This is a genomic window from Blautia sp. AM23-13AC, assembly GCF_003435675.1.
Lineage (GTDB): Bacteria > Bacillota > Clostridia > Lachnospirales > Lachnospiraceae > Fusicatenibacter > Fusicatenibacter saccharivorans.
In genome coordinates, this window is the sequence record NZ_QTUL01000007.1 from 114,639 (window position 1) to 138,739 (window position 24,101).

At 46.6% G+C, this 24,101-nt stretch carries 21 protein-coding genes and 1 pseudogene; 10 read left to right on the plus strand and 12 right to left on the minus strand.

Annotation, left to right across the window (positions count from 1 at the left end; all coding sequences use genetic code 11):
- From DW642_RS09765 to DW642_RS09785, 5 genes are all read right to left on the minus strand, one after another.
- Positions 1-903, minus strand: coding sequence for a sensor histidine kinase (locus tag DW642_RS09765; RefSeq protein WP_055267777.1), 903 nt, complete (start codon positions 901-903; stop codon positions 1-3).
- Between the two features lie 11 nt (positions 904-914).
- A complete protein-coding gene (locus DW642_RS09770) occupies positions 915-1,652 on the minus strand; it encodes an ABC transporter permease (protein ID WP_055267780.1) in 738 nt (245 codons plus the stop codon).
- 15 nt (positions 1,653-1,667) lie between these two features.
- A complete protein-coding gene (locus DW642_RS09775; protein WP_117510060.1) occupies positions 1,668-2,354 on the minus strand; it encodes an ABC transporter permease in 687 nt (228 codons plus the stop codon).
- Positions 2,332-3,270 (minus strand): ABC transporter ATP-binding protein, encoded by a 939-nt coding sequence (locus DW642_RS09780; RefSeq protein ID WP_055267784.1) that lies wholly within the window; start codon positions 3,268-3,270, stop codon positions 2,332-2,334. Before DW642_RS09780 ends, DW642_RS09775 begins: the two co-directional genes overlap by 23 nt.
- 96 nt (positions 3,271-3,366) lie before the next feature.
- A complete protein-coding gene (locus tag DW642_RS09785; RefSeq protein ID WP_055267786.1) occupies positions 3,367-4,050 on the minus strand; it encodes a response regulator transcription factor in 684 nt (227 codons plus the stop codon).
- Positions 4,051-4,309: 259 nt separating this feature from the next.
- Between DW642_RS09785 and DW642_RS16790 the strand changes: the two genes are divergently transcribed.
- Positions 4,310-4,627: a helix-turn-helix domain-containing protein gene (locus DW642_RS16790; RefSeq protein ID WP_242998350.1), complete on the plus strand. Its 318-nt coding sequence runs from the start codon at positions 4,310-4,312 to the stop codon at positions 4,625-4,627.
- Between the two features lie 71 nt (positions 4,628-4,698).
- On the opposite strand, the pseudogene DW642_RS09795 reads toward DW642_RS16790, so the two are convergent.
- Positions 4,699-5,202: pseudogene (locus DW642_RS09795) on the minus strand (DUF6017 domain-containing protein); the annotation flags it as partial.
- Positions 5,203-5,475: 273 nt separating this feature from the next.
- Positions 5,476-6,381 carry an AraC family transcriptional regulator gene (locus DW642_RS09800; protein ID WP_055267788.1) on the minus strand — a complete coding sequence of 302 codons (906 nt, stop codon included), beginning with the start codon at positions 6,379-6,381 and terminating at the stop codon, positions 5,476-5,478.
- 201 nt (positions 6,382-6,582) lie between these two features.
- Here DW642_RS09800 and DW642_RS09805 point away from each other — a divergent pair, with 201 nt between their 5' ends.
- A complete protein-coding gene (locus tag DW642_RS09805; protein ID WP_055267790.1) occupies positions 6,583-8,370 on the plus strand; it encodes an ABC transporter ATP-binding protein in 1,788 nt (595 codons plus the stop codon).
- An 11-nt stretch (positions 8,371-8,381) separates the two neighbouring features.
- Positions 8,382-10,169, plus strand: coding sequence for an ABC transporter ATP-binding protein (locus DW642_RS09810; RefSeq protein ID WP_055267792.1), 1,788 nt, complete (start codon positions 8,382-8,384; stop codon positions 10,167-10,169).
- 159 nt (positions 10,170-10,328) lie between these two features.
- Here the strand turns inward: DW642_RS09810 and aroE are convergent, their stop codons facing one another.
- The 4 genes from aroE to DW642_RS09830 form a co-directional block, all read right to left on the minus strand.
- Positions 10,329-11,201 (minus strand): shikimate dehydrogenase, encoded by an 873-nt coding sequence (aroE, locus tag DW642_RS09815; RefSeq protein WP_117510061.1) that lies wholly within the window; start codon positions 11,199-11,201, stop codon positions 10,329-10,331.
- A 201-nt stretch (positions 11,202-11,402) separates the two neighbouring features.
- On the minus strand, positions 11,403-12,293 hold the full coding sequence (locus tag DW642_RS09820) for a quinate/shikimate dehydrogenase (protein WP_334294015.1): 891 nt from the start codon (positions 12,291-12,293) through the stop codon (positions 11,403-11,405).
- A gap of 102 nt (positions 12,294-12,395) precedes the next feature.
- Positions 12,396-14,417: an oxidoreductase gene (locus DW642_RS09825; RefSeq protein ID WP_117510063.1), complete on the minus strand. Its 2,022-nt coding sequence runs from the start codon at positions 14,415-14,417 to the stop codon at positions 12,396-12,398.
- 71 nt (positions 14,418-14,488) lie between these two features.
- On the minus strand, positions 14,489-15,436 hold the full coding sequence (locus DW642_RS09830) for a LysR family transcriptional regulator (protein ID WP_117510064.1): 948 nt from the start codon (positions 15,434-15,436) through the stop codon (positions 14,489-14,491).
- Positions 15,437-15,714: 278 nt separating this feature from the next.
- Between DW642_RS09830 and DW642_RS09835 the strand changes: the two genes are divergently transcribed.
- The 6 genes from DW642_RS09835 to DW642_RS09860 all read left to right on the plus strand — a co-directional run bounded on the left by DW642_RS09835 (position 15,715) and on the right by DW642_RS09860 (position 21,873).
- Positions 15,715-16,929: an MFS transporter gene (locus DW642_RS09835; RefSeq protein ID WP_117510065.1), complete on the plus strand. Its 1,215-nt coding sequence runs from the start codon at positions 15,715-15,717 to the stop codon at positions 16,927-16,929.
- A 109-nt stretch (positions 16,930-17,038) separates the two neighbouring features.
- Positions 17,039-17,800 carry a type I 3-dehydroquinate dehydratase gene (gene aroD, locus DW642_RS09840; protein WP_055226275.1) on the plus strand — a complete coding sequence of 254 codons (762 nt, stop codon included), beginning with the start codon at positions 17,039-17,041 and terminating at the stop codon, positions 17,798-17,800.
- Positions 17,801-17,904: 104 nt separating this feature from the next.
- The gene (locus DW642_RS09845; protein ID WP_117510066.1) at positions 17,905-18,537 is read left to right on the plus strand and encodes a TRAP transporter small permease; all 633 of its coding nucleotides are present in this window, start codon (positions 17,905-17,907) and stop codon (positions 18,535-18,537) included.
- Positions 18,537-19,826, plus strand: coding sequence for a TRAP transporter large permease (locus DW642_RS09850; RefSeq protein ID WP_117510067.1), 1,290 nt, complete (start codon positions 18,537-18,539; stop codon positions 19,824-19,826). Before DW642_RS09845 ends, DW642_RS09850 begins: the two co-directional genes overlap by 1 nt.
- Positions 19,827-19,842: 16 nt before the next feature.
- Positions 19,843-20,877 (plus strand): TRAP transporter substrate-binding protein, encoded by a 1,035-nt coding sequence (locus tag DW642_RS09855; protein WP_242991166.1) that lies wholly within the window; start codon positions 19,843-19,845, stop codon positions 20,875-20,877.
- Positions 20,878-21,204: 327 nt separating this feature from the next.
- The gene (locus DW642_RS09860; RefSeq protein ID WP_117510068.1) at positions 21,205-21,873 is read left to right on the plus strand and encodes an SGNH/GDSL hydrolase family protein; all 669 of its coding nucleotides are present in this window, start codon (positions 21,205-21,207) and stop codon (positions 21,871-21,873) included.
- Here the strand turns inward: DW642_RS09860 and DW642_RS16795 are convergent.
- The gene (locus DW642_RS16795; protein WP_368249205.1) at positions 21,852-21,926 is read right to left on the minus strand and encodes a DUF6783 domain-containing protein; all 75 of its coding nucleotides are present in this window, start codon (positions 21,924-21,926) and stop codon (positions 21,852-21,854) included. The two genes, DW642_RS09860 and DW642_RS16795, sit on opposite strands and share 22 nt — an antisense overlap.
- 397 nt (positions 21,927-22,323) lie before the next feature.
- On the opposite strand from DW642_RS16795, the gene DW642_RS09865 reads away from it, so the two are divergent.
- Positions 22,324-24,006 carry a phospho-sugar mutase gene (locus DW642_RS09865; protein WP_117510069.1) on the plus strand — a complete coding sequence of 561 codons (1,683 nt, stop codon included), beginning with the start codon at positions 22,324-22,326 and terminating at the stop codon, positions 24,004-24,006.
- Positions 24,007-24,101: the final 95 nt, after the last annotated feature.

Consider the following 24,101-nt stretch of genomic DNA (forward strand, 5'->3'; position numbering starts at 1 on the left):
TTATTTGATTTCCAATGAAATGGTTAGTGTATCATTTTCAATTTTAGCGAACACATTGCCGCCGAGCTTGTCAGTTAATAGTTTTACCACAGCAAGCCCCACTCCTGTACCACTATTATGCCTTGATTTGTCCCCGGTATAAAATCTTTCAAATAGTCGGTTTGGGTCTATTTCCACCTTACTATCAATGGGATTTTCAATGATAAAAATAGCACTCTTTTCTTTGCCTTGCTTCAGGTCAATTTTAATCGAGCCAGAGGAATATCGAATAGCATTTATAATAAGATTTTGAAAAATACGTTCTACCATACCATAGTCCGAATGGAGATAAACGGAATGATCTGGCAGACCAATTACAGGAGATATGCCTTTTGCTTCCAATGCTGGGGCGTTCTCTGTGATAAGATTTATCAGCAAATTTGTTAAGTTGAAATCTTCACGCACAGGAGTTACTTCTTTTGCGTCTATTACAGAAACATCGTAAAAGGTTTGTATCAGCGCTTTCATTCTTTCTGCTTTATTATAAATGGTTTCTATACGCTGTGTTTGACCTGCTGATAAATTCTCCTTTTTTAATAATTGTAAATGGCCAAGTATTACCGTCAGAGGGGTACGCAAGTCATGTGAAATATTAGCAATGGACTCTTTCAAATACATTTCGTGCCGTAATGTGCTTGCAATGGACTGTCTTTGCTTTTCATTATACTGGTTTAATACTGCGGCCAGTTGTTCTATATCTTTATCAACAAGAGAGATGTCCAGCATCTTTTCCGATTTTCCAGTTGTAAGATCGGTCATTTGTTTCGATAGGTTACGGATTTGTCTTTTGATTTGCACATATTTGAAAAGCACTACTATCAAGACTGCGATAACTAAAATTAACAACAGCTTTATTCCAGACACCTCCCTCCTTGTTATTTGAGTTCACATTTGCGAAAGCTAATCCATGAAAAGGTTATCAAAGCAACTATCCAAACAACGCCAACTAAAATGGCCCATGGCAAAAAATAGGTCACAGAAAAAACCGCTTCCCGTATCTGATAGGTTGCCAAAAATGCAACAGGAAGATCAAACATCATTCCATACCCAAGATAAAGGCTAAGAACAAAAGTGACTAAAGCGGTAACAGCTATTGCTCTTGCAGAGCTTCTTAACCAAAAAACAATCCAGATTGCAATAAGAAAAGTCGCACTGTTCAAAAGCAGAGAATATAAAATCGCCTTACTGACCTGATAACAAAGGTTGCCTGCTTCGGTAATACCAAAGCGGACACTTTCTCTTATACAACCAGCCACAGGATAAACAAGAGCCATGATATTAAATGCAATTAAGTATGAGATTACTTTAGCAAAGAAAATGGTTTTTCTCGAATGTCCTGCATTGACCTCAAGATCAATCGTCCGACTGGAAAATTCCTGTCCTAAAATCAGAGCTAAAATACTGGATATAATAATCAGGAGAAAGGTTGAATCGTAAACCATTCCATTAAAAATATCTGCGAGGGATGTAGCAGCCCCACCCATAGGCCCCATAGCTTCCGGGACATAAGTATCTGCGGTAAAAAAACCAATCAAAAATATCCCTATTAAACCGCACCAATAAAAGATATTATGTGATAATTGATATTTTTCCATTTTCAGTAAGTTGTTCATTCCCACACCTCCTTGTTATTTCAAATCCGAGCGTCGGAACCACAGATAAGTACCTAAGCATAATGCCAGTACCCATAAAAAATCTGAAAACATGAATTGCCCGCCGGATATGTTGGATTGTTGCAATGCCATAAGCCGAAGCTGGCCCATAGGCAATATTTGTGAGATAAGCTGCACTTGATCTCCATTCATCAAAAAGACCATTAAGAAAAAGAGTACCATCGGCACAGCCATACTCTTTCCTATATCACGGAAAATGAAGGCAAAGAAAAAAGGTAATAGGCACATTGCAAATTGCGAAGCAATCACCATTACAACTATGCCGATGCTTGCCAATGCTCCTTTAGTGACAAACGTACCAATTATGCTATGTAACAACAGTGGAAAAGACAGGATAACCATGCAGGCGATTTGATGAACTACCAGCTTCGCAAATAGTATCTTTCCGCGTCGATGTCCGGCATTGATATATGATTGTAATGTTCTTCTGCCAAAATCATTTCCAACAAACAGGGCAGAAAAGATGATTGTGAGGAAATATAGGATTGGCATATTGTATATCGAAGCAAAGAAAAGGTTGGATGTTTCCCCAACGCTATCCAGTAACAACACACTACTTAAAAGGAGATTAAACAATCCTATCCCCCAAAAATACCAGCTATGGAACAGCTTATAAAATTCAGCTTTTAGGAGATTTGACATTTCCTGTCCCTCCTATTTTGCTTAAAAAGTAATCTTCTAATGTATCACCGGCCACAGAAAGACCTGTAACGAGAATATGTGCATCTGACAAAGCAGCAGCCACTTTTTCCATATCATCGAGATAATCATATAGGCGAATTATGCCATCTGGCATCAGCTTAAAACTATCTGTGTGTAGCGTTTCTTCCAAAACGATCAGAGCTTTTTGTGGATCAGTTGCCTTTATTGCGATATGCCGTTTGCAACGATCATTTAGTTCTCGATCTGATATTTCTTCGATAATTTTGCCTTTGTCTATTAAAATAAACTCTGATGCTGTCTGATACAGTTCCTCTAAGATATGGCTGGATACCAATATCGTCATTCCGTATTCCTTATTCAAGGACTTTAGCAAATTACGAATTTCCACAATTCCAGCAGGATCAAGCCCATTGATCGGTTCATCCAAAATAAGAAATTCTGGTGTATTTAATAGTGCGATTGCAATACCCAATCGCTGTCGCATCCCCAGCGAAAAATTACGGACAGCTTTTTTCCCGGTATCTTTCAGACCTACCATGTCTAAAGTTTTTTGGATAACTGCTTTGTCAGGGATACCACGTTGGATACGCTGTATCTCCATATTTTGATAAGCGGTCATTGTCGGAAAAAGCGCAGGTGTTTCGATCATGCAACCGATCCGCTTTCTCTGTTCCTGCAATTCCTTTTCGACGGTTTTCCCCCACAACGATAAGGTGCCGCTTGTCGGAAACGCTAATCCTGTAACCAATCTCAAAAAGGTGGTCTTTCCTGCTCCATTTTGGCCTATGAAGCCATAAATTTTCCCTTTTTCAATTTTCAAATCAATATGATCTAAGGCAACTGTGTGCCGGTATTCTTTTGTTAAGTCATGTGCTTCCAAAATAACAGAACTCATGTTGTCATCCTCCTTTACATTTTAGTGTAAGGGGAAATCATAAAGAATTTCTTAATTTCTATTTGGAAACCATAAAAAAAGCATAAAGCCAAGAGCTTACCCCTCGGCTTTATGCAAACGGTATCCAATGCCCCACACAGTATCTATAAACTCTTTATCCGGGCAAATGGCTTTCATCTTGTTTCGCAAGTTGCTAATATGGACATTCAAGGTGTTGTCCTCGCTGATATACTCTGTATTCCAAACACTTTGAAACAAATTCGCCTTTGAGAAGATCTTGTCCGGGTATTTCATAAGCAATTCCAGTATAGCAAATTCTTTCGCAGTTAAAGGTAACTCCGCCCCTTGTAGCATAGCTCTGTTGCCGTCTAAATCTAAAACCAAATCATTGCACTTCAAAGATGACGGCGTGCTGTTTTGAAATTGAATCCGGCGTAAGTTGCTTTCAATTCTGGCGAGAACTTCTTCCATATCGAAAGGTTTTGTAATGTAATCATCCGCACCAAGCCGCAACAAATCAATCTTGTTCTGTGTTGTTTCCTTTGCTGAAATTACTATGACAGGAACCGTTGAGAATTTACGAATATCCGCAAGTATAGTATCACCACTCCGATAAGGCAGCATTATATCAAGCAGAATAAGATCAATCTGATGTTCTTGTATGCAGTCTAACACATGAAGCCCATCATACTGACAAAGCACCTCATATCCATTTCCCTGTAAAAAATCAGCCAGCAATTTGCTGATCTCTAAATCATCCTCAACAATCAAAATTTTCATGTTGTTCTATGTTCACCTGCCTTATGTCAGCATTGTACTACACTTTTTATCTCTAATAGATTTAATTATATTTCCTTTCAGGAGAGAATACAAGGCATAAAATATGAATTATTAGATGTTAGAAGAACACATTTCTATTGCTGGGTACACTGGAAATATGAAACCAAAAGCCAGCAAAAGCCCCTCCTGTCTACGCATTTAGGGGGCAAAAAGCCCACGGAAATCAAGGCTTTTCGGCGGTGGTCGATGGGGTGGCAGAATGATTTATCAAATACCCGTCGGAACGGGCTTTGAAATGCGTAGGAAAATCTTTCCGGCGCTGGTTTTCCCGCCGGTTCTGTGGTATGCTGGAATAAGACAAAAAACGACAGGAGTTGACACGATGGCCGAACAGGAAATGTTACTGGACACAGCTACCATCAGGGCCGCCGTCGCCGGTGAGCTATGGGCTAAACAAAAAGTGATCGAACACTACACCCCCATGATCGACGAGTTGGCCGTTGACGAAGATATGAAGCAGCACCTTATTCTGAAACTGTTGGAAGAACTGCCTAACTTCCCAATGGGGCAGGCATAAGAAAAAAGAGCGCCGGACGCAGAGGCTTTGACACCTCCGCGCCCGGCGTTTTGGATAATTGCCGATTATGTCATAGCAAACTCGATGTGAGAGCTGTCCAGCTTCATAAACTTGGATTTCACCAGCTCTGCCGGGTAATCGTCCCCGGCAATACGGATGGTCTTGCGGACGCTGCACACGGTTTCCACCAGCAAGTCCACGATCTCGTCCAGCGTTTCCCGGTCAATGCCCTTGGCGTGCTGGCAAAGGTGTTCGTACTCGATGTTGTCCATGATGATCTCACGATAAATCTCTATGGCGCTCTGTGATTTCGCTCCCGTTCCTTTCCGTTCCGGCGGCTGTGCCGCTTCGTCCTCCGAGGGGAAGGGTCGGGAAAGGATAGGAATGGAATCGGTAATTGATACATCCGTAGTCGTTTTTTCTTTACTTGATATATCTTTATTTAATTGCATTGGATTTTCCAATGTCGGGTTTCCCGGTGTCGGATTATCCGATGTTGGATTTTCCAACACCGAGTTTTCCAATCCCGGTGCCGCCTCGTCCGGCTGCTCTGGCCGGGGCTTGGGCTGTTCAAAGGCCCGGTCGCTGCCGGAAGTGAAGTACATAGGCCGTCGCCTCCTTTCTGCGTTTGGGCAAAAAGAAAAGCCGCAGACTTTTTCAAAATCTGCGGCTTAGCCGGGGAACAGAAAAGGGCGCTGTCATGCTTGACAACACCCTGTTTCTGTCTGATTATTCAGTTGTTTTGACCTGCCCCGTTTTCCGCTGCCCTAAAAAACATTGATTTTACTGGTTTTTTTCATGTTTTCTTATGGCAACGCTCTTTTTTGCAGGGTTTTTTCATTTTCAGATTATCCCAGCTTCGCCGGGAGAGACGAGGAAACCGTGGTCTGGTGCTTTTGACGGAATTGCCGCGGGGTGATCTGGTACCGCTTTTTAAAGGTGCGGATCAGATGACTGCAGTCCGCAAAGCCGGTCTCGGCTGCAATATAGTTCAGGTCATAGTCGGTAAAAAGAAGCAGGTTTTCAACCTTGTTCAGGCGGATAAACTCGATATACTGCTTACAGCTCTGCCCGTAATGCTTCAGAAAAAGTTTGGCAAAATAGGAGTAGCTCATGTTGTATTTATGTGCCAGTGCCTCGATATTGATGTTTTCCTGGGAATGGCGGTCGAGATAGACGAGGATATCCTGCATACTCTGTTCCTCACTCTCGGAAATCGATTCGGGATTGAAACAGATTCCCTGGCAGTGCCAGATACGCAGAAGCCGGAGAAACAGTGTGGAAAAGAGAGAATAGATATAGGCATCATAACCGTATTTCTTTTCAAGAGCCTCCCTCTCAAGGGTTACAAAAAAATCATGGAGATTCAGCTCTGAGAGATCTTCCTGCGTAAACAAAAGCGAAGGATAGGTCATCGTGGCGATTTTATGGAAAGCAAAGCTCAGGTTCGGAAGGTAGCTTCCGGTGAGCTGGATGCGGTTCAGGTTGAATTTGATACAGAAATAGCGGAATGGCCGATCCTGGTCTGCGGCAAGTGCGTGGACCGTCTGTGGAGGAAACAGGATGAAAGAGCCCGGTTTTATGTGGTAGACGGAATCGTTGCAGCTCACGAGAAGAGAACCTTCCTGCAGATAAAGAACCTCCGTAAAATAGTGCCAGTGGGATTTGACCGGCATGGAAAAACTGTCGGAGCAGCAGGAAAAGGCTTCAATCGGCGAGTGCAGGATGTCACTGTATTCAAAAAGATTCTTCAACGGAAAAGTCCCCCTTCAGGTAAAAAATATTCAGTATTTTTCTGGGAATATCAGTTTCGGAAAAATAGAAACATTCTATTTTTGTACAGTCGCATTATATCATATCCAAATGAAAATTGATACAATGGCGAAAGCATTTGAAAGAAAATTAATGCTGAATTTGGTAACTCAATTTCCTAAGATAAGGGGGGATATGAAAACATGAAAAGCAACACGAAACAATTCCCGAAAAACAAAATTGCGTGGCTGTGGGAAAACATGGAGGGAAAACGGGCGCTGTACTTTGTCGGTATTCTCGGAACCGTTTTGTACAATATTCTGCAGCTTACGATTCCCTATTTTTCGGGAAAAATTGTGGATCTGTTTTTAACGGGGGAGAACGCGGCGACAAATCTTCAGGTACACCGTGACCTGCTTTACCGCTTGCTGTTTGCGATGGTCGGCTTTACGTTCCTGCGTGTTATCGTTGTTTATGGCAGCTGTATGATCTATGAGACGGTGTCGCAGAGTGTTCTGTACCGGGTGCGGAATTATCTGTACGACAAGCTTCAGCGTCAGGATATGACGTTTTACAGTACCTATCGGACAGGAGATCTGATGACACGGCAGACAGGAGACCTGGATGCGGTGCGTCACATGGTTGCATGGGTTGTACGAATGGTGGTTGAGTCATTTTCTCTGTTTGCTGCAGCGGCCGTTTTCTTCCTGTATACGAACTGGAAGCTGGCACTGTGCGTTCTTGTGATTTCACCGTTTGTATTCTGGATTATCTATCTGTTCCGGAACCGCGTTGCCCCGATGCATGCGGCGCTGCGTGAAAAACTGGCACAGATGAATACATGCGCACAGGAGAATATTTCCGGAAACCGCGTTGTCAAAGCGTTTGCAAGAGAAGATTACGAAATCGAGAAATTCGACCGTGCCAATACCGACTATGCGGAGACGAATAAGGCAACCGGAATGGTATGGCTGAAATTTTTCCCGATTGTCGAGAGTATTGCGAACCTGATGCCGGTTGTCCTGCTCGCAGTCGGCGGTGTTTTTATGATCAGAGGACAGCTTACTATGGGAGACTATGTGGCATTTTCAGGCCTCATCTGGGCAATCGCCAATCCGATGCGTCAGATGGGAAATATCATGAACGAATTTCAGCGGTTCTCAGCAGCGTCGAAAAAGGTCATGGAGCTGTATTACTCCGAACCGAAAATCAGGGACGAAGAAAATGCCGTTTCCCATCCGGAGCGGTTTGAAGGCAAAATCGAGTTTGATAACGTTTCCTTCCAATACGAGGATGGTGATTTGCCGGTTCTGCACAATATTTCCTTCACGGCCCATCCGAACGAGACGGTTGCGATCATGGGCGAGACCGGCTGCGGCAAGACATCGCTGATCAATCTGATCCCGCGGTTTTATGAGCCGACAGAAGGACAGATCCGGATTGACGGAATTCCTGTAGAACAGCTGAAGCTGTATGATCTCCGAAAACAGATCGGACTTGCCACGCAGGATGTTCTGCTGTATTCTGACACGATCGAGGGAAACATTGCCTACGGCGATGATTCGATCAAGATGAACGAGGTTGTCAAGTTTGCAAGGTATTCCGCTGCGGCAGATTTCATTTCAAAGATGCCGGAGGGCTACGATACCCTGGTCGGAGAGCGCGGTGTTGGTCTTTCCGGAGGCCAGAAGCAGAGAATTTCTCTGGCAAGAGCACTGGCGATCCGTCCATCGGTTCTGATTCTTGACGATACAACATCGGCGGTTGATATGGAAACAGAGAAACAGATTCAGCAGTCCTTACGGGAGCTTGATTTTCCATGTACCAAGATTGTGATTGCACAGCGAATTTCGACAACGAAAACAGCGGACAAGATTATTGTTCTGCAAAATGGCTATATTGAAGAAATGGGAACACATGAGGAACTGATGGAGAAGAAGGGTTACTATTATGAACTGGTGAAGCTGCAGACTGGTGTGGATGAACTGTAGGAGGGGAAGCAATGGCAAAAAATACATACAAGCAGGATGAAGTGCTCGAAGAGCCGTTTGACATCAAGCATCTGCTCAGAGCTTCATCCTATATCAAAAAATATGCAAAACGGATGGTTTTTGCGATCCTTTTGAGTGGCATCGGCGGTGCGTCCGGCTATGTGGCGCCGATGATTATCCAGCGGGCGCTGGACCTTGCAATTCCGGAGAAAAACGAGAGGCTTTTATTTTCTCTTGTGGGAATGCTGGTCGGCATCTATCTGGTGAGCGTGATCTTCACAACAATCCGAAGCCGCATTATGGTGGATGTCAGTCAGAGTATCATCTATGATATCCGAAAAGATTTGTTTGCACATCTGCAGGAGCTGCCGTTCCAGTATTACGATGACCGCCCGCACGGCAAGATCCTGATTCGGGTTGTCAACTACGTCAACTCGGTATCGGATATGCTGTCAAATGGTCTGATCAACATCGTTCTGGAGAGCTTCAACCTTCTGTTTATCGTGATTTTCATGTTTCTGGTTGATGTGCAGATGGCATTTGTCGTGCTCTGCGGCGTGCCGGTGCTGTGCGTTTTCATGGTCTGGATCAAGAATAAACAGAGACGTGCATGGCAGGCAGTTTCGAACAAGAACTCAAACCTGAATGCCTATCTGCAGGAGAATATTGTCGGAGCCCGCATTACGCAGATCTTTGCACGAGAGGATGAGAATGCGGAGATTTTCAAAGATCTTTCCAAGGATTGCCGCAGAACATGGAATACAGCAGTTCGCTATTCCAACCTGGTATGGCCGGGTATCGATTCAATTTCCGTCTGCGTGCGTGCTGCCATTTTTCTGTCCGGTCTGATCCTTTTCGGGCAGGGAAATAAGTCGGTTGGTACGATTGTAGCGATTTCGAGCTATGCATCGTATTTCTGGCAGCCGATCATGAACCTTGGAAACATCTTCAATAACTTTATCAACAACATTGCGTATCTGGAACGTATCTTTGAGACGATGGATGAGCCGGTGACGGTAAAGGATGCAAAAGATGCCGTTGAAATGCCAAAAATCCGCGGTGAGGTGACCTTCGATCACGTAAATTTCTCGTACGATGCGTCAAAACAGATCTTAAACGATGTTTCGTTTACGGTAAAACCGGGTGAGAGTGTGGCGCTTGTCGGACCGACCGGAGCCGGAAAGAGTACGATTGTCAATCTGATTTCACGGTTTTACAATGTCAATGGCGGTCGCGTCCTGATCGATGGACAGGATATCTCGCAGGTGACCATTCATTCCCTGCGTGAGCAGATGGGTATTATGATGCAGGACAGCTTTATTTTCTCGGGAGATATTGAGGATAATATCCGTTACGGAAAGCTTGACGCAACGCATGAGGAGATTGTGAAGGCGAGCAGAACTGTCTGTGCGGACGAGTTTATCAGCAAAATGCCGGATCGCTATCAGACGGAGGTAAGGGAGCGTGGTTCCATGCTGAGCCAGGGACAAAAGCAGCTCATTTCGTTTGCGCGTACCCTGCTTTCCGATCCGGCCATTCTGATTCTCGATGAGGCGACCTCAAGCATTGACGTACAGACCGAAAAAGCACTGCAGACGGGACTCAATGCCATGCTGAAGGGCAGAACCTCATTTATCATTGCGCATCGTCTGTCTACGATCCGCAACTGCGATAAGATTATGTATATCGATAACGGCGGTATTATGGAGAGCGGAACACATGATGAGCTGATGGCAAAGAAAGGCCATTATTATAAACTGTATACAGCACAGCTTGATGAAGTACAGAAAGCGGGCTGATCAAAAAAAGATCATAAAAAAGATTATAAAAAAGGCTTCTGCCAGCGGATAAAAATCCGTGGCAGAAGCCTTTTGCCGTTTCTTGTTCGTGTCGCTTTTTGCGCGTGTCGCCGAAGCGACCCGCCGCAGGCGGAAAATTCGGCAAAGCAGGAGTTCTTCTTATTTTCCGGAGAAGTATTTCTCTTTGATGATCTCAACCGGCATATCCTCGCCAGTCCACAGTTTGAAGGAAGCAGCTCCCTGGTATAACAGCATGTACATACCGTTTCCGGTCTTGCATCCAGCCTCTTTTGCCTCACGCAGCAGGCGGGTTTCCTGCGGATTGTAGATCACATCGAAAACGAAGAGGTCTTTGTGGAACATCGTTGTGTCGGTGATGATGGTGTTCTCGGTTTTTGGAGCCATTCCGACGGAAGTTCCATTGACAAGAATGGCGCTGTCTGCGATGGATGCGCGAAGGACTTCCGGATCGGAGAAGTCGTGCAGGGTAACCCTGCAGGAAGTACGCTCATTGAGTTTTGCAACGATTTCCTCGGCTCTTCCGAAGAAATTGTCTCTGACGTTGAATACATTGATCTCAGCTACGCCGTCGAGGGCTGCCTGTACCAGGATTGCAGTAGCAGCGCCGCCGGCACCGAGCAGAGTCATCTTTTTGCCGATGATGTCTACGCCGTTTTCTGCAACTGCTCTCATGAAGCCGACACCGTCGGTGGTGTAAGCGGTGAGAACGCCGTTGTCGTTGACGATGGTATTACATGCGCCGGAGATCTCCGAAGCAGGAGAAACCTTGTCTGCCAATTTGCACATGATATTTTTGCCAGGCATGGTGATGTTCCAGCCTCTTGCACCCATGGTGCGGAGTCCTTCGACTGCCTGCGGCATTTTGTCTTCCGGTACATCAAAGGCAAGGTAGCTATAATCAAGGCCGAGCTGGTCGCATGCTTCGTTGTGCATTTCTGGAGAAACACTGTGTGCAACCGGGCTTCCGAGTAAGCATAATAATCCGGTGTGTCCTGTGATGTGTTTTGACATAATTTGAAATCCTCTCTCTCCTCGTATTTCAGCATGATGATAAATCGTGCTGTAGCACTTTAAACTGCTACTATATGAAGTGAATTATACTCCAGATGCCGAAAGAAAGCAAGAAAAAAAGAGGAAATGACGCAAAGTTCATTTCCTCTTTTCGTGTTGGTTTTTGATTAAGGTTTAAGATGGAAAAGATTCGCCCGGAAATCAGATTCCAAGTTTCTCTTTCATGTAGTCAACCGGAGTATCTTTTCCGGTGTACAGCTTGATTGCGATGAGTGCCTGGAACAGCATCATGCCCATGCCGTTGAATACTTTTTCACATCCTGCTTCTTTTGCCTGTTTCATCATAACGGTTTCGCGCGGAGCGTAAACGGTATCCGTTACGATGAGATCTTTTTTAAAGAAGGAAGGATCAGGAATGTTGGAAAGGTCTTCGAGTGGATGCATTCCTACGCCGGTAGCATCGCAGAACAGGTCAGCTGCGTGCATTTTTTCTTTCAGGAGGTCTTTGTCTGCCAGATCGTTCATGGTAGCCTTGCAGTTGGTGTTCTTATTGATCAGATCAACAATTTCCTCTCCACGGCTGTAGAATTTGTCTTTGATGTTGAAGATTTCAATTTCTGCAACGCCATCCAGAGCACCGCGCACTGCAATTGCAGTAGCAGCACCGCCGGTTCCGATCAGGACCATCTTCATTCCCTTGAAACCGATGCCTTCTTCGGTCAGTGCCTGCCAGTATCCCATACCATCGGTGTTGTAGCCTTTCAGTTTGCCGGTTACCTGACCGTTTTCGTCGCGGAGGTTGACTACGGTGTTGATAGCGCCGCATAACTTAGCTGCTTCATCTACCTCGTCCAGATATTTGTGGACAACAGTTTTGTTTGGCATGGAAATATTGGAACCGAGCATTTTCAGCGCGCGGATACTCTGCACAGCATCTTTTAAAGAATCGTTATCAACTTCGAAAGCAAGCTGAATGACGTCATCTCCGTTTTTGTCGTATGCAAGGTTGTGGGTTGTCGGAGACTGGGTGTGACGGATCGGGTAAGCCATTAATCCAACTAATTCGGTATGTCCTGTAATATTTGGCATGATATTTTCCTCTTTTCTTTTTTCATGCTGCGCTGTTTCGGTTTGAAAAAGAGGCAGCGCAGCAGATGATATACAGTTTTTTGTCGGGCTGCTTAAAGTCGATACTTACTCAAGCGGCTCCAGATGCAGGTATCCCTGGGACTCCAGTACATTCAGGATCGCGCGGCCTTCCATGGTACCTTCCATGATACGGCGTGCACGTACGGAATCGCCGATGGTGTATACATAAGTATTGGTATCAGCGAATGCTTCCTGGATCTCCGGCAGAACCGGGTTGTTGGAGCGCATTCCAAGGCAGTTGAATCCGTAATCGAATTCAAGATCCTGAATGGTTCCGTCTGGAAGTTTTACGGTGAATGCATTCTCTTTTACTTCCTGAAGAGCAGTGTTGACATATTCTTTTACACCGTATTTGTCGTGTGTCTCACGCATGGAGCATTTGGTGATCGGGTCTGCAAGCATACCGATCTGCGGCAGCATATCGATGATGGTACACTCGGCGCCTCTCGGTGCAAAGTATTCAATAACGTCAAGTCCTACGGAACCGCCGCCGACTACAACGACTTTCTTGCCCTGACAGGCTTCTTCCGGATATTTTCCGGCGTTTACATTGTTGATCATACCAAAGATGGTATTTACGTTTCCGGCATCGATGTTCTCTTTCAGGCCTTTGATCGGCGGAACAAGCGGAACGGAACCGGTGGAGTTTACAATGATGTCCGGTTTGAACTGTTTGATCTTATCCACCGTAGCTTCGGTGTTGAGGAAAATATACAGGTTTTTCAGTCTGGCGGCTCTTGCCTCAAGGTATTTCGGGAAGTCTTTCATACGGCTCTTGCTTGGAAGATCGGAGATGAAAGTGGAAAGACCGCCGATGTGGTCGTTTTTCTCGAGTACGAAAACGTTGCATCCGACTTCTGCTGCGGTGCAGGCTGCTTCCATACCGGCAGTACCGGCGCCGACAACAACAACGTTACAGTTTTTGTTCACTTTCAGTGCTTTGTAAACATCGCCTTCCGGAACAGCCGGGTTTACGGTACAGCGGATCGGGCGGTTGACACCGATACGATTTCCGGCACATCCGACGTTACAGGAGATGCATTTTCTAAGGATATCTTCCTCGCCGTTTTCCACCTTCTTTACCCAGTTCGGCTCAGCGATCAGGCCGCGTCCCATGCCGACGATATCTACATCGCCGCTTTCGAGAACTTTTTCAACGACCTTCGGATCACGGTAGTTACCAGCGTTGATGACCGGTTTTTTGAATTTGTCTTTTACGGCTCTTGCCATGTAGGAACGCCATCCATCTGGCAGGAAGTTGGAGTCGATCTGATACTGAAGAGATGGGTTCAGACCGCAGGATACGTCGTACATATCTACGAACTCATCCAGGTACTCCAGGTACTCGAGCGTATCTTCCAGCGTATTTCCACCCGGAACACGCTCCTCGGCAGAGATACGAACGATGATCGGGAACCACGGTCCAACGTTTTTCCGTACTTCTTCCAGTACCATACGCGGGAAACGCAGACGGTTTTCTACAGAACCGCCGAACTCGTCTGTTCTCTTATTGTAATACGGGGAGATGAACTGGCTCATCAGGTAGGAATGGCCGCAGTGGATCTCGATGGCATCGAAACCGATGGCCTGCACACGTTTTGCGGCCTCGCCGTATTTTTTTACGGTTGTCATGATTTCTTCTTTTGTCATCGGACGAGGGGTTTCTCCGCCGGCTTTTGTCGGGATGTTGGAAGAAGAAACGGTTTCCATACCGGTTCTTGCGGAAGATGCGGAAGCTCCGGCGTGGTTGATCTGGATCGCTACGGTAGCACCGTTTTTATGAAGGTTTTCGACTAACTGATAGTAGCGCGGCATAAAGCTGTCGTGGTCGATACGGATCTGGCTGGTTCCGTTGGAACCGACCGGGTACTCGATGTTGGCGTTCTCCAGAATAATAAGACCAACGCCGCCTTTTGCGCGGAGAGAGTAGTAGTTCATATGACGGTTACTCATTTCACCGCTTGTCTCACCGTAGTTGGTTCCCATCGGGGTCATTGCAATACGGTTTTTAATCGTTGTTCGTTTGATGGTAATTGGTTCAAAAATTTTTGGGTAAGCACTCTTCATGAAAAATTCTCCTTATTCATTACATGAGCGGTAATCCTCTGTTTGTGACAAATCCATCATAACGCTTTCGACTAAAAATTAACAATATCTTTCAGATAAACTTTCGATACGTTTTCGCTATCATTTCCGGCCTCTTCAATAATGTCAGCGTGCTGTTTCATATATTCGGTAAACCGTTCGACAGCCGGAAGCCGGTAGCGGTTCTTCATCCAGAACATAAAGGTCTGATGATAAATCTCGAGACCTTTCAGCGTATGGATACGGATGCCGTCTGCCTGTTCCAGAATATCGGTTCGCGGCATAAGCGCGATACCGAAATTTTCGCGCACCAATGCCGCAATCGAATATTCATCCGGGCATTCCATGATAATATTCGGATGAAGCTGATATTTTCGGTAGAGATGACCAGTGTAGGCCCCCATCCAGGATGCGCGGTCGTAGCCGATCACCGGATAACGGGTAAGCATTACAAGCGGAACCTCCGGTTCATCGGCAAGCGGATGATGTTCCGGGGATACGATGACAAGCGGCTGCTGGATCAACGGAAAAAACTCCATGTCGTCGCGCTTTAAAAAGCCGCCAAACCCAAGATCGAGTTCGCCGGATTTCACCTTCTGTGCAATGGCCGGGGTATGGTTCTGCCAGAAGCTAAAGGCAACGTTTTTGTTTTCTTCTTTGTCCAGAAAGGTGCGGACATTGTGCGGAATATAATGTCCTGCAAGTGGAAAAATATAACCGATGTTGATTTTACCGCCACCGGAGGCGAGCTCTTTCATTTTACCTGTCGCAATATCACAGTCACCTGCGATCCGGTCTGCATGCTCCAGAAAAAGGCGGCCGGCATTGGTAAGGACAACACCGCGCCCTTTCTTTTCAAACAGTGTGATCCCAAGCTCGCTTTCAAGGGCGGCCATGGAACGGCTCAGGGATGGCTGGGAAATATAAAGCTCCTCCGCTGCCTGGTGATAATTTTCCAGCCGGGCAACCTTTCGGAAATAGAGAATCTGATTCAGTGTCATGTGGTTTTTCCTCCTGAAAAAATGGTTCCGTAAGAAAGTCTTTGCTTCCTCTTATTATCATGACTCAAGTATACCACATCAATGCATTCAATGCATTGGTTTTTTCCTTTAAAAGCATTAGACCGTACACGCTTTCACTGCTAAAATAAAGACAAATGTTATTTTTTTAACATTCACGAAACTGGTAATCCGTTGTTTGTGACAAAACAAAAGGATGAATCGAACAGAGGCAAAAACAATTTGACCTCAACATAATCTATTTAAAAAGGAGAGAAACCATGAACAAGAAATACCTGCCAAGTGCATTAATTCTGTACTTGAACTACTTTATCCACGGTGTTGGATGCTCCATCCTGGGCCAGGCAGTCATCAAAGAGGCTCTGGCAGCAGCTTGGGGAGTGGAAGCAATGGCAATTACCGCAATTTCCGCAGCACTCGGTCTTGGCCGTCTGATCGCACTGCCATTTGCAGGTCCTCTGTCCGACAAACTCGGACGCCGCATTTCCACTGCAATCGGAAGTGCTTCCTATGCAATTTACCTGATCGGCCTTGCTCTTGCATTTCATGCAGGAACACACGGCGGTTACACCATCGCTTACGTATGCGCCATCATCGGCGGTATCGCAAACTCCTTCCTGGATACCGGTATTTATCCGGCAGTATCCGAGATTATTTACAAAGCTCCTGGCGTTGCTACCATGGGAATCAAATTCTTCATCGCAATCGCTCAGATGCTGCTTCCATTTGTTCTTGGTGTAGCTGTTACTTCTACAGCAGCAGGCCTTACCTCCTACAATCCGTTATTCTACGGATGCGGAATCGCTTATATCGTACTTTTTGTACTGGTATTCCTGTTCCCGCTGCCAGACGCTGACCAGAAAGCATCCGGCAAAAAAGAGGGCCTGATCGACAGTCTGAAACATACACATTTCTCCTTCGAATCCATCGCCATGATCCTGATCGGATTCACCTGCACCGGTACCTTCCAGCTGTGGCTGAACTGTGCACAGAACTTTGCAAAAGAGAATGTAGGCTGGGCTGATCCGTCCATCATGCAGACCTATTATTCTGCAGGAACCATGCTGGCACTGATCGTAACAGCGTTCCTGACCAGAAAAATCAAAGATGTTCGTTTCATCGTTGTTTACCCGGCCATTTGCCTTGTAACTATGATTGCTGTCCTGATGGGACAGAGCAAACCGCTGATGATTGCCGGTGCTTTCATTATCGGATGGGCAGGCGCAGGCGGACTGCTTCAGATCGCAACTTCCGTTTGCAATATGCTGTTCCCGAAAATCAAAGGAACCGTAACCGCATTGGTTATGATTGCATCTTCTCTTTGCAACTACACCATCCTGACCGCAGCATCTAAAATGCAGCCGTCCGGCGTTATGACCATGAACATCGTTCTGACCGCAGTTGGCGTTGCACTTGGACTGTTTGTAAACATTCGCTATAAAAAAATGGTTGAACTTGCGCAGCAGGACAACTAAAATGAGATTAAGGATTGCGGAGTACGAAGAGCCAAGTAATCCGGGCGTGAAAAAGAAAAGCCTGCAAAAGAAAAGTCAGGGTTAATATTGAAGAAAGAAGGAAAAACACATGAATACAGTAAAAGTTCGTGATATTGAAATCGGTGCCGGTGCACCGAAGATCATCGTTCCGATCGTAGGAGTTACCAAAAACGATATCATCGAAGAAGCAAAAACCTTCCATTCGATTCCGGTTGACGTTGTAGAGTGGCGTGTAGACTGGTTTGAAGGCGTATTCGACTTCGCACAGGTAGAAGATGCATTAAAAGACCTTCGTGCAGCACTCGGCAATATTCCGATTCTGATGACGTTCCGTACCTCCAAAGAGGGCGGCGAGAAAGCTATCGAGCCGGAAGCATACGCTGAGCTGAACATCAAGGCAGCACAGACCGGATACGTTGATCTGATCGACGTTGAGATCTTCACCGGAGATGAGATCGTAAAGAAAATCATCGACGGCGCACACGCTGCAGGCGTAAAGGTTGTTGCTTCTAACCATGATTTCTTCAAAACTCCTGCAAAAGCAGACATCATCTACAGACTGCGCAAGATGCAGGATATGAACGCAGACATTCCGAAGATCGCTGTTATGCCGCAGAATAAGAAAGACGTTCTGACCCTGCTTGCAGCAACAGAGGAAATGACCACCAATTATGCGGACAGACCGATCATCACCATGTCGATGGCAGGCACCGGCGTGATCAGCCGTCTTTGCGGTGAGGTGTTTGGCTCTTCCATGACCTTCGGCGCGGCAAAGAAAGCATCCGCACCGGGTCAGATGGGTGTGAATGATCTGAGCACCGTTCTGGATCTGCTTCACAAAGCCATGTAACCGTTTTTTCTTTAGGGGACACCGGTATTTTTAGCTTTGCTGTTGATGCCGATGTCCCTTTTGTATTATTGTTCTGTTATAAATTTAACGGAGGTATGCCTTTTATGAAGAGAGTATTTCACTGGCTGGATGAAAACTTGGAAGAATTTCTTCTTGTGATCGGTCTGATCGCCATGACGCTGATCATGGGAATTCAGGTTTTCTGCCGCTACGTCCTTGGCATGTCGCTGTCGTGGTCGGAAGAGCTGACCAGATATATTTTTATCTGGTGCGGTTTTTTAAGCGTCAGCTACTGCAGCAAAAAATGCCTTTCCATCAAGATCGAGCAGTTTGTTGCGATTTTCCCGCGGAGAGGAAAAGCCATCTTCAAAATTGTGAATCATACATTTGAACTGATTTTTTTCATCTATATGATTCCGTTTGCTTTTTCCTATATGATGTCGTCAGTTAAAAGCGGCCAGCTTTCCCCGGCCTGCAAAATTCCGATGTACTTTATCCAGGCAGCACCGCTCGTCTCCTTTGTGCTGGTTGCATTCCGCGTTCTGCAGCGGTGGATGATCGAGTTCCGTGTGGCACGCGGTGAGAACGTTTTCGACCCGGCCCATCCGGAGCGAAATACGCCGGAATCCTTCATCGAGGCAAATGCCGGAGCAGATAACGCCACAGAAAATGCCCTGAACGCGGGTATCGACAACCGCATCCATACGATTAAAAATTCGAATGAGGAGGAACGCTAATGCCAGTCGTAGTATTATTTCTGATTTTTGTTGCATTGCTGGTCATCGCTGTTCCGGTATCGATTACCCTTGGAATCACATCTGTGCTTCCGTCGGTGTTTGACCCGTCTTTTACGGTAGGAGCCAAATATCTGATCCGTGCCATGTTCGGAGGACTCGATTCCTTCCCACTGCTGGCAGTTCCGATGTTCGTCCTCTCCGGTATCATCATGGCTAAGGGAGGCATCTCCAAAAAACTGTTTGATGTCTTTGCCTATTTTCTCGGAAAATTCACCGCAGGTATGCCGTGCGCGGTTATCGTCACCTGCCTTTTTTACGGTGCGATTTCCGGTTCCGCTCCGGCGACCGTTGCCGCTGTCGGAAGCATGACAATCCCGATTCTGACTACCCTTGGTTATGATCTGACATTCTCCACAGCGATTGTGGCAGTTGCCGGCGGCCTTGGCGTTATCATTCCCCCGAGTATTCCGTTCATCATGTACGGTATGGCTTCCGGCGCTTCGGTCAGTGACCTGTTCCTTGCCGGAATTGTACCGGGTCTGATGATCGGTCTGCTGCTGATGGTTTATGCCGTTTATCACTGCAAACGGTATGGGGAGGACAAAGAGAAGATCCATGCAGAAGTCAAAGTGCTGCATGACAAAGGCCTGCTTCGCGTTTTAAAAGAGAGCTTTTTTGCACTGCTCAGCCCGGTGATCATCCTTGGCTGTATCTACAGCGGTGTCGCTTCCCCGACTGAGGCGGCTGTTATCTCCGTATTCTATGCATTGATCATCAGCCTTTTTGTGTACAGGAGTATCCGCATCCGCGACATCTGGTCCATTCTGGTTGAGGCGATTCGTACCTTCACCCCGATCCTGTTTATTCTGGCGGCATCGACGGCATTTTCCCGTGTGCTGACGCTGATGCAGGTACCGCAGACGGTCAGCGAGTTTATCCTGAACAACTTCCACAGCCCGGTTGCGATCCTTCTGATCATCAATGTATTCCTGCTGATTGTCGGAATGGTGATGGATACCACACCGGCAATCCTGATTCTGACCCCGATCCTGCTGCCGATTGTACAGGCGATCGGCATGAATCCGATTCAGTTTGGTGTCATCATGGTTGTCAACCTTGCGATTGGTTTCGTAACACCGCCGATCGGCGTCAACCTGTTCGTGGCAAGCTCCCTGACCGAGGTTCCGGTCATGCAGATCGCAAAGAAGGCTATGCCGATGATCGGTTTCTTCCTTGTGGCACTGCTGCTGATTACGTTTATTCCGGCAATTTCGGTTGGAATTTTATAGGGAGGAGCGAGGGACAATGAAAAAGATGATAAAAAAGAAAAAGCTTTTCCGAACAGCGACGGTACTTGCTGCTGTCGTTGCACTTGGCGCATCGCTTGCCGGCTGCGGTTCTTCCGGGGAAGAGACGACACAGCGCTATTCCTGGCCGCTGGCAACGGCGAGCCCGGAGGACACGGTAACGCAGATCTTCGCTGAGAAGTTTGCGGAAGAGATTTCAGAGCTGAGCGATGGAAGGATGAAAATTCAGGTTTACGCAAACTCAACGCTTGGCGGCGACCGCGATCTGCTGGAAACGTGTGCTGACGGCGATATTCCGTTTGTCGTACAGAATACGGCGCCGCAGGTTTCCTTTATGGGGGATCTTGCCGTGTTTGATCTGCCGTGTGTGTTTGATTCTCTCGATGAATGCCGTGAGAAGATTGATAATCCGGAGTTTTACGAGCTGATCAGCAATGTTTACACAGAGGGCGGCTATCACCTGCTCGGTATGGCGGATCAGGGATTTCGTGTCATGAGTACGAATAAGCCGGTTTACAGCTTTTCGGATTTCAAGGGCCAGAAGATCCGTACCATGGAGAACAGCTACCATCTGGCATTCTGGAAAGCCATCGGTGCCAACCCGACGCCGATGAGCTTCAGTGAGGTTTACATCGGCCTGCAGCAGCACACGATCGATGCGCAGGAGAACCCGTATGAGGTCATCGTTTCGAATAACCTGTATGAGCAGCAGGATTACGTAGTGGAAACGAACCATCTGCCGCATCTGATTTCCCTGATCGTCAACGATGACTTCTTCAAAGATCTGCCGGAGGACGAGCAGGAGATCATGACAGAGGCCGCAAAGATTGCGACCGAGTACGCAAGAGAGCAGTCCGATGCCCGTATCGCCGATAAAATTGCGACGATCGAGGAGAGCGGAACGAAGATTCTGACACTCGATGACCAGACAAGAGCTGACATCCGCGAGGCATCGAAGAGCGTGTATAAGTCGATTGAGGAGAATATTGATCCGGCGATTTACAATGCGTATATGGATGGGATTGAAAACTGAGCGTTATTCACTAAAAAAATGGTGACGATTCAGAGCCTTATCTCGATGTTGCTTTTCGCTATATGAAACTCCGGAAAAATTGCTCATTCATGCAAGCGTGTTTCGCGATTTTTCTTCGGCTTCGCATGGCTCTGAATCGTTGCAAAAAAAGAAATTTCCCGGCTGCGGGGCGCTGAAAAACGGTGCTTCGCAGTCGTTTTTTTGTCTGGATCGCTTTAAAATCGCTTTAAATTTACAAAATCTGCCTTGTACCGTCGAAATTACAAGATTATAATGGGATTTGGAAGTTTTTTTTGATCTATTATTATGACCAAGGGAGGCAAAGAAATGATTTTTAATCACATGGACCGGATTGTATTTGCAGGAGATTCCGTAACGGATATGGAAAGTGCACAGCCGGTGGGGGAAGGTTTATTTGAAAATGTCGGAAAGAGCTACGTTCGAATTGTCGAGAACATGCTCGCAGCATTCTACCCGGAGATATATCTCCGCGTGACAAACTCCGGTATCAGCGGAAACACAAGCCGCGACCTGCTGCAGCGCTTCGACCGTGATGTCGTATCATTAAAACCAGACTGGGTATCCATCTGCATCGGCATCAACGACGTCTGGAGACAGTTCGACAGCCCGGCCATCCCGGACGAGCAGGTATCGCCGGAGGAGTACCGTTCCAACGTCGAAAAGATGATTCTTTCCGTAAAAGATAATGTAAAAGGAATTTTCCTCATGACCCCATACTACATGGAGCCAAATGGGGAGGACTGGATGAGAAAACGCATGGACACCTACGGCGCGATCTGCAGCGAGCTGGCTGAGAAATACGGCTGCCGTTTTATCGACCTGCAGGCCGTCTTCAACGATTACTTCCAGTACCGCCATTCCTCCTACATCGCCTGGGATCGAATCCATCCGAACCAGATCGGCGCTACAGTGATCGCACGGGCATTTCTGGAAAAATGCGGATTCGACTATAATCACAGACCGGAGCATGCTTGAAAAACCATTTCCGCAATCTGAAAGCGCCACTTTGCGGTATGGCTTGCCCTCATAAGGCAAACAAAAAGCGGGAATCGTTATTGGGGTCCTCGCTTTTTCTTTGTCCTGTTCTGTCTGAAAACAGCGGATAGAGTCGAAAAACAGAGAAAAATCGAGGCAAAATTTTGCTTAAATTACCAAAAATAATTGCTGTTTTGGGGTGGTTATGGTATATTATGACTATACATACATTTATGTGGCGCGACATGGGGATATAAGAGTGAGACATAAAAGAAAGGTAACTATTCAGAACCCCATCTCGATTCCGCTTGCGCTGCATCTCGATGTTGCTTCTCGCCATATGAAATTCCGGAAAATCGTTCATTCATACAAGCATGATTCACGATTTTCTTCCATTTCGCATGGCTCTGAATAGTTACAAATAAAGAATAGAACAGGAGAGAAAAAGACATGTATCTGGAAGAGTATAAAAGATGGCTGGCAGCGGATCTGGAAGACGCAGACCTGAACCCGGAGCTGGCACGGATTGAAGGAAACGATGAGGAGATCAAGGATCGTTTTGCAGTATCTCTGAAATTCGGAACCGCAGGACTTCGTGGAGTGCTTGGCGCAGGAACAAACCGTATGAATATCTATGTAGTACGTCAGGCGACACAGGGCCTTGCAAACTGGGTAAAAACACAGGGCGGAAACCAGACCGTAGCCATCAGCTATGACAGCCGTATCAAGAGCGATGTTTTCGCAAAAACAGCAGCAGGCGTTCTGGCTGCAAACGGAATCAAAGTCAGAATTTACGATGCACTGATGCCGGTACCGGCACTTTCCTTTGCAACCCGTTACTATAACTGCAATGCAGGTATCATGGTAACTGCATCCCACAACCCGGCAAAATATAACGGCTACAAAGCCTACGGCCCGGACGGATGCCAGATGACTGACGATGCTGCTGCAATCGTATACGCAGAGATTCAGAAAACCGATATCCTGACCGGCGTAAAATATATGCCGTTTGCACAGGGAGTAGAAGAGGGACTGATCCGTTTCGTCGGCGATGACTGCAAGAATGCACTGTACGAAGCCATCGAATCCCGTCAGGTTCGTCCAGGTCTCTGCAAGACCGCTGGACTGAAACTCGTTTACAGCCCGCTGAACGGATCTGGTCTTGTACCGGTTACCCGTGTATTAAAAGACATCGGCATCACTGATATCACCATCGTCCCGGAGCAGGAGTATCCGAACGGATACTTCACCACCTGCAGCTATCCGAACCCGGAAATCTTTGCTGCACTGGAAAAAGGCCTGGATCTTGCAAAAGAGACCGGCGCAGACCTGATGCTGGCTACCGACCCGGATGCAGACCGTGTTGGTATCGCGATGAAATGCCCGGATGGAAGCTATGAGCTGGTAACCGGAAACGAAGTCGGCGTTCTGCTTCTCGACTACATCTGCGCAGGCCGCATCGAGAAAGGCACCATGCCGGAGAAACCGGTTGCTGTAAAATCCATCGTATCCACACCACTGGCAGATGCTGTTGCCGAGCACTACGGCGTTGAGCTCCGCAGCGTTCTGACCGGATTCAAATGGATCGGCAATCAGATTGCAAACCTTGAGGCAGACGGCGAAGTAGACCGCTTCATCTTCGGATTCGAAGAGAGCTACGGATACCTGGCAGGACCGTACGTAAGAGATAAAGACGCAGTCATCGGCTCCATGCTGATCTGCGAGATGGCAGCTTACTACAGAAGCATCGGAAGCTCTCTGAAACAGAGACTGGAAGAGATCTATGCTGAGTACGGCCGTTATCTGAACAAAGTAGACAGCTTCGAATTCCCGGGTCTGAGCGGCATGGACAAGATGGCCGGCATCATGGATGGCCTCAGAAAACAGCCGCTGACCGAGATCGCAGGTTCCGCTGTTGTCAAAGTAACCGATTACGAGAAACCGGAAGAAACCGGACTCCCATCCGCAAACGTTCTGATCTACAAACTGGCAAACGGTGAAACCGTCATCGTCCGCCCGTCCGGAACAGAGCCGAAAATCAAAGTATACTACACAACCCTTGGTAAGGATCTGGCAGAGGCAGAAGCTGAGAAAGAAAAACTCGCAGAGGCTTTAAAACCGATTCTGGCATAAAGAAAATAAAAGAATAGAAGGGCGTGGCTTTGGTCACGCCCTTTTTTGAACTGAAATTTCTTTTGAAAAGTGTAAGATTTTCTGCAAAATGGCGT